The 3,155-nt window shown below is 67.4% G+C and carries 2 protein-coding genes; both read left to right on the top strand.

Features of this window, described 5'->3' with window-relative positions:
- Positions 1-1,314: sodium:solute symporter family transporter (locus WBA11_RS09290; protein WP_424520419.1), on the top strand; the 1,314-nt coding region annotated here is incomplete at its 5' end.
- 64 nt (positions 1,315-1,378) lie between these two features.
- Positions 1,379-3,133 (top strand): FAD-dependent oxidoreductase, encoded by a 1,755-nt coding sequence (locus WBA11_RS09295; RefSeq protein ID WP_424520420.1) that lies wholly within the window; start codon positions 1,379-1,381, stop codon positions 3,131-3,133.
- Positions 3,134-3,155 lie beyond the last annotated feature (22 nt).

Genomic DNA, 3,155 nt, shown 5'->3' on the forward strand with positions numbered 1-3,155 from the left:
TTGGCGTCGGTCTACACGATCACGAGCGGGTTGTACGGCGTCGTCTACACCGACGTGTTCCAGGGCGTGCTGATCGGCGGCGTCATCATCTACGTCGTCGCCAACGTGATGATGGTGTACGACATCCCGGCCGTTTTCGACGTCTCAGTCCCGCTCGGCGACGGCGCGTTCCAGACCTTGTCGACGACGCGCGAGGCGTGGACCGACATGACACCGGCCTGGACGCTGGACCTGCCCGGCGAGTACAGCCAGTACAACCTGTTGGGCCTGATCGTGGTCTTCTACCTGTTCCGGTCGACGATCGACGGGATGAGCGCGCCGGGCGGCTACATCATCCAGCGGTTCTACGCGGCCAAGGACGAGCGCGAGGCCGGACTCCTCAGCCTGTTCTGGATCTTACTCCTGGCGTTCCGCTGGCCCTTTATCGCGGCCATCGCCATCATGGGCATCAGCTACGGCGCCCAGGGCGAGGTGATCGCGAACCCCGAGGAAGTCTTGCCGACGGTCTTGCTCGAGCTTTTCCCCATCGGTCTCAAAGGGCTGATGGTGGCCGGTCTGATCGCCGCGGCCATGTCGACGTTCGACTCGGTCGTCAACGCGGGCGCGGCGTACTGGGTGAAGGACCTGTATCAGCGGTTCATGAACCCGGAGGCCAGCGACAAGACCCTGGTCGCTCATAGCCGATGGGCCTCGGTCGCCATCGTGGTCTTAGGCACCGCGTTCACGTTCCTGTTCTCGAGCTTGAACGATCTGTGGGGCTGGCTGACGCTGGGCCTGGGCGTCGGGTTGATCGTGCCGCAGTTCCTCAGATGGTATTGGTGGCGGTTCAACGGCTACGGCTACGCCGGAGGCACGGCGGCCGGCATGATCCTAACGATCGGCCAGCGCCTTCTCTTCCCCGACTTGCCCGAGCTCCAGACGTTCTTCCTCGCCTTCGGCGGCACCTTGGTCGCGTGCATCGGCATCACGTTGGCGACGCAGCCGACCACGTCCGACGTGTTGCGCGAGTTCGTCTCGAGGACGCGCCCGTTCGGCCTGTGGCACCGCGTCCGCGCCGAGCTGAGCCCGGCGCTCCAGTCCGACATCCGCACCGAGACGCGCCGCGACATCATCGCGATCATCATCGCTGTCCCGTGGCAGCTGGTCCTGTTCATGACGCCGATGGTGATGGTGACGAAGCGGTGGGACCAGTTCTTCGTGCTGCTTGGCCTGCTGATCGTGCTCTCGGTCGCGCTCTACTTCGCGTGGTACCGCCACCTGCGCACCGCCCCGTTCTCGTCCGAGCCCGCCCCCGCCGAACCGGCGACGCTCTAGCGTCCTCGAGGACGCCACCCGAATGCCCTCGCCTCGACCTCGAGGACGACACTCCCCACCCGATATGAACCGCCGAGACTTTCTCGCCCGCACAGGCACCGCCGCCGCCGGGCTCGCCGTCGCCCCGACCGTCTACGGCCCATGGTGGACCGGCACGCCCTCGAGCGACGCCGACATCGTGATCTACGGCGGTGGCGCCGGCGGCTTCTGCGCGGCCGTCCAGGCGGCTCGGATGGGCGCGACCGTCACCGTGATCGAGCCGACAGCCTGGATCGGCGGGATGCTGACCTCGGCGGGCGTGAGCGCCCTCGATGGCAACAAGTTTGGCGCCGGCGGGGGGATCGTCCACGAGTTCCGGGAAAAGCTGGCGGTGCACTACGGCGGCTACGACAACCTGTTCACGGGCTGGATCAGCCTGTACTGCTACGAGCCGCACATCGGGCACCGGTTCTTGCAGGAGATCGCAGCCCCGATGGTCGAGGTCGGGCGGCTGCGGTTCGTCCTCGAGGCCGACGTCACGCGGATCCACCGCGAGGGCGAGACGCGCGTCCTCGATGCGGTCTCCCTCGAGGGCGAGACCTCGAGGCACGCCGGGTCCGTGTTCGTCGCGGCCGACGAGTACGGCGACGGGCTCGCGATGATGGGGATGCGCTACCGGCTTGGCCGCGAGTCGCGGAGCGAGACCGGCGAGGCGTCGGCGCCGCTCGTGCCAGACAACCGAATCCAGGACTTCACCTACGCCGCGACGCTCGTCTGTCGGCCCGGCGCTGTGGCACCGACGCTGTCCGACATCGAGCGCGAGTACCACCGCCGCTTCGAGTGCAGCACGACCGTCGACTGCTCAACGCCCGACCCGGACCTGCTCAACCACGGGCTCAACGACTTCGAGAGCTTCATCACCTACGCCGCGCTCCCGAACGACAAGGTGCTCCTCAACTGGCCGCACCACTCGAACGACTACCCGTCGCCCGTCGCCTTCATCGAGGACCGCTTCTTCCGCCAGCAGCACTTGCAGGCCAGCCGGCTCCACACGCTGCAATACGTCCGCTACATGCAGACGACGCTGGGTCATCCCGAGTGGCAGATCGCGACCGACGAGTACCCCACGGCGGACAACCTGCCGATGATGCCGTACATCCGCGAGGCGCGACGCTTGGTCAACGACCACGTGATGACGACCGACTCCGTCGTCGCCGTCGATGACAATCCGCGGGCACCGATTCTCCCCACCTCGATCGCGGTCGGCGACTACTTCTTGGACCACCACCACGCCGAGCACCACCTGCCGCCGGGGCCGCGCCTGGTCGAGGACTTTCCCCCGACCAAGCCCTACCAGATCCCCGCCGAGGTGCTTTTCCCGCTCGGCGACGACCGCACCCTGATCGGTGAGAAGAGCGTCGCCGTCACGCACATCGTCAACGGGAGCACGCGGCTGCAGCCGCCCGTCATGCTGATGGGCCAGGCCATCGGCGCGTTCGCGGCGTTCGCGACGCAGGCCGGCCGAGCGCCCCGCATCGAGGACGTCCGCGACGTGCAACACGCGCTCATCGAGGCCGGCGCCCAGCTCTACATCGCCTACGACGTGCCGCCGGGCCACCCACGCTTCGAGACCGTCCAACACCTCGCCCTCGAGGGCGTCTTGGACGTGAGCGACCCCACCGACCTCGACCTCGAGGCCATCGCCGATCAAGAGACGACCGAGCGGTGGGTCCGGCGAGCACGTAGCGCTGGGATGCCGTCCGAACCGATGCTCGACCTCTCGTTCACGCGGGGCCGACTCTTGTCCGCCCTCGAGGCCGGTTTGGCCGAGCGCTCATGATCCAGCTTACCGGGACCTTCCT

The organism is Rubrivirga sp., assembly GCF_049648075.1.
Taxonomy (GTDB): domain Bacteria; phylum Bacteroidota; class Rhodothermia; order Rhodothermales; family Rubricoccaceae; genus Rubrivirga.